The 6,000-nt window shown below is 72.7% G+C and carries 6 protein-coding genes; 4 read left to right on the top strand and 2 right to left on the bottom strand.

Going from position 1 to position 6,000, the window contains the following annotated elements:
• Positions 1-173 precede the first annotated feature (173 nt).
• On the top strand, positions 174-1,010 hold the full coding sequence (locus ACWD3D_RS02430; protein WP_451459049.1) for a helix-turn-helix domain-containing protein: 837 nt from the start codon (positions 174-176) through the stop codon (positions 1,008-1,010).
• A 10-nt stretch (positions 1,011-1,020) separates the two neighbouring features.
• Here ACWD3D_RS02430 and ACWD3D_RS02435 read toward each other — a convergent pair whose 3' ends face one another.
• Together ACWD3D_RS02435 and ACWD3D_RS02440 are read right to left on the bottom strand one after the other, a co-directional pair.
• Positions 1,021-2,064: a LacI family DNA-binding transcriptional regulator gene (locus ACWD3D_RS02435; protein WP_387367011.1), complete on the bottom strand. Its 1,044-nt coding sequence runs from the start codon at positions 2,062-2,064 to the stop codon at positions 1,021-1,023.
• 24 nt (positions 2,065-2,088) lie between these two features.
• Positions 2,089-2,889, bottom strand: coding sequence for a response regulator transcription factor (locus ACWD3D_RS02440; RefSeq protein WP_451459050.1), 801 nt, complete (start codon positions 2,887-2,889; stop codon positions 2,089-2,091).
• Positions 2,890-3,199: 310 nt separating this feature from the next.
• Here ACWD3D_RS02440 and ACWD3D_RS02445 point away from each other — a divergent pair, with 310 nt between their 5' ends.
• The 3 genes from ACWD3D_RS02445 to ACWD3D_RS02455 all read left to right on the top strand — a co-directional run.
• Positions 3,200-4,153, top strand: a complete 954-nt coding sequence (locus ACWD3D_RS02445) for an alpha/beta hydrolase (protein ID WP_451459051.1) — start codon at positions 3,200-3,202, stop codon at positions 4,151-4,153.
• 121 nt (positions 4,154-4,274) lie between these two features.
• A complete protein-coding gene (locus ACWD3D_RS02450; RefSeq protein ID WP_328720841.1) occupies positions 4,275-4,529 on the top strand; it encodes a MoaD/ThiS family protein in 255 nt (84 codons plus the stop codon).
• Positions 4,530-4,539: 10 nt separating this feature from the next.
• Positions 4,540-6,000: hypothetical protein (locus tag ACWD3D_RS02455; protein ID WP_451459052.1), on the top strand; the 1,461-nt coding region annotated here is incomplete at its 3' end.

Below are 6,000 nucleotides of genomic sequence, written 5' to 3' on the forward strand. Positions count from 1 at the left end.
TGGTCGCGGGGGTTCGACGTGCGTGGGTGGACGAGTTCCATCCTGCGGGCCGGGCCCCGGACCACCCAGAGCCCCACTCGACCCGGGCACACCGTGCCTGGGTCTGTCAGGACCAGGCACCGCGTTCTGCCGTACCGCCGCACCCCCGCGCGGCCGTGGTGGACACTGGGCGCATGGACCGTGCCCGGCAGCTCAGCGAGTTCCTCGTCTCCCGGCGGGCCCGCCTGCGCCCCGAGGAGGCCGGCGCGGTGAACTTCGGCGGCCGGCGCCGGGTCCCCGGACTGCGCCGGGAGGAACTGGCCCTGCTGGCCGGGGTGAGCGTCGACTACTACACCCGCCTCGAACAGGGGCGGGCCCCCAACGTGTCCGCCGACATCCTGGACGCCGTCGCGGGCGCGCTCCGTCTCGACGCGGACGAACGCGCCCACCTCCACAACCTCGCCAGGCCCGCCGCCGTACGCGAAGTCCCGGGCGGACCCCAGCAGGTCGGCCCCGAGATGCGGCAGACGCTGGACGCGCTCGACGCGGTCCCCGCCTACATCATCGGACGGCGGCTGGACATCCTGGCCTGGAACAACTTGGCACGGGCTCTGATAGCCGACTTCCCCGCGATCCCGGCGGCCGGGCGGAACATGGCCCGCCTGGTCTTCCTCGACGGCACCTCCAGGGACCTCTACCCCGACTGGGAGGTCAAGGCCCGCGACACCGTCGCCAACCTGCGCCTGGACGCGGGACGTCACCGGGGTGACCCCCTGCTGTCGTCCTTGGTCGACGAACTCACCCGGGGCAGCGCCGACTTCCGCCGGTTGTGGGCCGACCACGACGTTCGCGGGCGAACTCGGGGCCGTAAGCGCTTCGTCCACCCACAGGTCGGTGAACTCGCCCTGGACTACGTCGCCATGCGGGCGCCCGACGACCCCGACCTGACCATGATGATCTACAGCGCGCCACCCGGCTCCGAGGCCGCCACCGCCGTCCGGCTCCTGGCGGAGCTCACCGTCCTCCGCTGACGGGACGCGGCTACGGCGTGTGCGGCGAGGGCTCTCCGCAGCCGCAGGAGCGCCGTACCACCAGCGCGGACGGGAACTGCTTCAGCCGCTCCCGCCGGGAGCCGGAGACGCGCAGCGAGTCGTCGAGCACCAGGTCCACGGCGGCGCGCGCCATCGCCGGGCGGTCCGAGAAGACCGTGGTCAGCGGCGGGTCGGTGAGCCCGGCTTCCTTGACGTCGTCAAAGCCCGCGACGGCCAGCTCGCCCGGCACGTCGATGCGCAGCTCGCGGGCGGCCCGCAGGACGCCGATGGCCTGGTCGTCGGTGGAGCAGAAGATGGCCGGCGGCCTGTCCGGACCGGCGAGGAGACCGAGAGCCACCTGGTAGGCGTCGTAACGGTTGTACGGGGCTTGGAAGAGCCGGCCCTCGGTGGAGCGGCCGGACTCGTGCATCGCCCGGCGCCAGCCCTCGACGTGGTCGGCGACCGGGTCGCCGACGGACGGGGTGGACTCCACGCCGCCGAGGCAGGCGACGTACTCGTAGCCGTGTTCCAGCAGGTGGCGGGTGGCGAGCTGAGCGCCGCCGACGTCGTCGGTGACCACCGCTACGTCGTCGATCGCCTCGGGACGCTCGTGCAGCAGCACCACCCGGGCGTCCCACGCCTCTATCTCGGCGGCGGCCCGTTCGCTGGGGCCCTGGCTGACCAGGATCAGCCCGGAGACCCGCATGCCGAGGAAGGCCCGGAGGTAGTGGACCTCGCGCTCGTCGCGGTAGTCGGAGTTGCCGACGAGGACCATTTTCCCGCGCTCGGCGGCGGCCTGTTCGACGGCGTGCGCCATCTCCGCGAAGAACGCCTGCCGGGCGTCCGGCACGATCATCCCTATGAGGTCGGTCCGCCTCGACGCCATCGCCTGGGCAACCCGGTCGGGCCGGTAGCCCAGCTCCTTGATGGCGGCGAGTACCCGCTCGCGCGTGGCCGGGGCAACCGGCCTGGGTCCGTTGTTGATGACGTAGCTGACGACCGCGGTCGACGTACCCGCCAGTCTTGCCACATCGTCCCGCGTCACCTTGGCCACGCGCGGCAGTCTACGCGGATGGAACTACCTCTTCACAGGCGCGACCACGGGTTCCTCTTCGGCGACCTCCGCCGGTTCGGATCGCTCCGCCGGCCGGTCCGGCGGAGTGCCGCCCCGGGACGCCGTTTCCTGGGCCGCCTGCTTCCGCTCGCCCTTCTCCGGCGCGACGAAGCGGTAACCGACGTTGCGGACCGTGCCGATGAGCGACTCGTGCTCGGGACCGAGCTTGGCGCGCAGCCGCCGTACGTGGACGTCGACCGTGCGCGTACCGCCGAAGTAGTCGTACCCCCAGACCTCTTGGAGCAGCTGCGCGCGGGTGAAGACCCGGCCCGGGTGCTGCGCGAGGTACTTGAGCAGCTCGAACTCCTTGAAGGTCAGGTCGAGGACCCGGCCCTTCAGCTTCGCGCTGTACGTCGCCTCGTCCACGGAGAGATCGCCGTTGCGGATCTCCATGGGGGAGTCGTCGGCGGTGATCTGCTGCCGTCCGGTGGCGAGCCGGAGCCGGGCCTCGACCTCGGCCGGACCCGCCGTGTCCAGCAGGACGTCGTCGATGCCCCAGTCGGCGGTGACGGCCGCGAGGCCGCCCTCGGTGACGACGAGGATCAGCGGACAGCCCGGTCCGGTGGAGCGGAGCAGCTGGCAGAGGGAGCGGACCTGCGGGAGGTCACGCCGCCCGTCGACCAGGATGATGTCGGCACCGGGGGTGTCGACGAGAGCGGGTCCCTCGGCGGGGGCCACCCGCACGCTGTGGAGCAGAAGACCGAGGGCGGGGAGCACCTCCGTCGACGGTTGAAGGGCATTCGTCAGGAGCAGCAGAGAGCTCATCGCCGCTCACCTGCCTCGGTCGTCGGTCGATCGTGGTGCACGTTTCGCTCGCCCATTACGTCGGTCCTCCTCGTTCCCTGCGAGAGGGGCACTCCCGGGCCGGACCCGGGGGAGATGCGGCACATCACTTCGTCACTCTGAACGGCTGTACGGCTAAGCCCTGCGGCATTCGTCATACAGGTTTTACGGGTGCGGCCCCGCGCCCTGGGGTCGCTGAGCTTGTTGAAACGTCTCCGTAACAACGCGCGGAAAGCACAAAAGGACCCGGGGGCTGCTCTGCCCGGATCCTCTTCGCAGCAGAATAGCCCACATGAGTTCACTCTCCGAGGGTCGATTCGTGAGTTCTTCTGTTCCCTTGATCACGCGAACCCCGCAGTACGCCACATTGCTCACCGATGACGGGGTGCCGGTGGAGGCGGTGTACGAGCCGTGTACGGCAGGTGCCGGGCCGGGCGCCGCAGGGGTCGCGGAGCAGACGGCCGTCGTGGTCGCGCACGGTTTCACCGGCTCGCTCGACCGGCCCGCCGTCCGGCGCGCCGCGAGGGTGTTCTCGCAGCGTGCGGCCGTGGTGACGTTCTCCTTTCGGGGTCACGGAAAGTCCGGCGGAAAGTCCACCGTGGGAGATCGCGAGGTCCTCGACCTGGCCGCCGCAGTGGCCTGGGCGAGGTCTCTGGGGCACCGAAGAATCGTTACGGTCGGCTTCTCCATGGGCGGTTCCGTGGTGCTCCGGCAGGCCGCCCTGTATACGAAAAAAACCGTAGGCAATGAGGGGGCCGTTCGGGGGGTGGCGGAATCCCCGGGTTCTGCCTCCGGGCTCGACCGGGGCCGCCCGGCCTCCGGCCTCGCCTCCGCCCACGCCTCCGCCCGTGCCTCCGCCCACGTGGACGGAGTGATCTCCGTCAGCTCCCCGGCCCGCTGGTACTACCGGGGTACGGCGTCGATGCGTCGGCTGCACTGGATGGTCACCCGCCCCACCGGGCGCCTGGTCGGCCGGTACGGGCTGGGCACCCGCATCCACGACGAGGACTGGGACCCGGTGCCGCTCTCCCCGGTGGAGGCGGTCCCGCTGATCGCGCCCGCCCCGCTGCTGGTGGTGCACGGCGACCGCGACCCGTACTTCCCGCTGGACCACCCCCGGATGCTGGCGGACGCGGCGGCCGGGGGTGCCGTCGAACTGTGGCTGGAGCGGGGCATGGGACACGCCGAGAACGCGGCGGACGAAGCGCTGCTCGGCCGGATGGCCGACTGGGCCGTCGGCGGGTGACCCATGATGGACAGCGCGCGCGGCACGGCCGGGCGTGAGATTCCGCGTGACGCATGTGGTTCGTGCGACGCGTGTGGCACGTGTGACGCAATGACGAACGGACGACGAAAGGGGTGCCGCCATGGCTGCGGGCACGATCCGCTACTGGGCCGCGGCCAAGGCCGCCGCGGGCACCGCGGAGGAGCCGTACGCGGCGACGACACTGGCCGAGGCACTGGACGCCGCGCGCGGACGTCACCCCGGAGAGCTGGTGCGGGTGCTCATGAGGTGCTCGTTCCTGGTCGACGGGGCTCCGGTCGGGGCACGGCGGCATGAGACGGTACGCCTTGCCGAGGGTGGCACGGTCGAGGTGCTCCCGCCGTTCGCAGGAGGGTGAACCGGAGACGATGAGCAGCGCACAGAACAGGGACCAGAGCGGCGCCCGGCCGCAGGGCCAGGAGCAGCCGTACACGTACGGCGACGGCGAGGCGTACCCCGAGCCCGCCCACCCGGGCCCGCAGCAGTACACCGGCGGCCCCGCCGCCGCACCGGCGTACGGGCAGCAGCAGGGCTACGGCGGACAGCAGCAGGGCTACGGCGGGCAGCAGGAGCCGTACGGGCAGCAGCACGGGCACGCGGCACAGGTTCCGGGGTACGGCTCCGGCGAGGACATGGGCTCCACGCAGACCTGGCAGGCGCAGACCTGGGACACCCAGTACCAGCCCACGGTCCAGCCGCAGCAGCCGCAGCAGTACCAGCAGCCCCAGGCCCCGCAGCAGCCCCAGGCCCCGCAGCAGCCGCAGCAGTACCAGCAGCCGGTCCAGGGGCAGGTCCAGGCGTACGGGCCGACGGAGGCGTACGGGCAGGCCGGGCAGGCCCAGGCGCACGCGCAGTACCCGCCACACCCGTACGGTCCCCAGCAGCCCCAGCAGCCCCAGCAGCCCCAGCAGCCCCAGCAGCCCCAGCAGGCGTACGGGCAGGCTCCGTCGCCGTACGGGCAGCAGCAGGGGTACGCCCCGCCGCAGGGAACACAGCAGGGCCCGCAGCAGGCGTGGGGGCAGCCCCAGCCGCGGGAGGCCGCGCCCGACGCGGCGCAGACGGCCTTTCTGCCGCCGGTCGCCGGTCCGCCGGCTCCCGCACCGGCCGCCTCCTACCCGCTGCCCGCCGAAGTCCCGGTGGCACCGGCGGCCCAGCCGCCTTCGGCGGAGCGGTTCGGCGTACCCGCGGAGGCGGTCGCGAACGTCGCCGCTCCGGAGCGTCCCGGCGCGGACGGGTACGGGGCTCCCACCACGCTCGGCAACACCCGGATCACCGACGCCCAGCGCGCCCGCGCCGAGGGCCGTTCGCCGATCATCGCGCCGGGCATGCAGCCCGCCGCGCTGACCGCCGTACTCGGCCTGCTGGTGGCGGTCGGGGCCGCCCTCGGTCAGTACGCGCTGGCCGTACCGCTGGTGCTGCTCCAGGCCGTCACCGCGGCCGGGTGGTTCCGGCTCAACGGCATGTGGCCGGCCCGCCAGGGCATCGCGCTCGCCTTCCTCGGCGGGTTCGTCGCGGACGTCGCGCTCCTCGCCGCCGGGCGCGAGCACGGAACGGCCGCTCTCCTCGGCACGCTCGGTGTGTGGGTGCTGCTCACGCTCGTGCTCCAGCTGCGGAGCCACGCGGGGGCCGACGAGCGGATGCACGGGCTGATGGCCACCATCGTGTCGGCGGCCCTCGCGGTGCTGGCGGGCGGTTACCTCGCGGCGGACCCGGACGTCGTGGTCGCGGGCGCGATCGCCGTCGCCGCCATGGCCCCCGGCCACCAGCGCTGCATGTACTGCGGCGACAGCCAGGGCACCGACATCGACCACTTCGAGCCGAAGAGCCAG

This window comes from Streptomyces sp. NPDC002690, assembly GCF_053592415.1.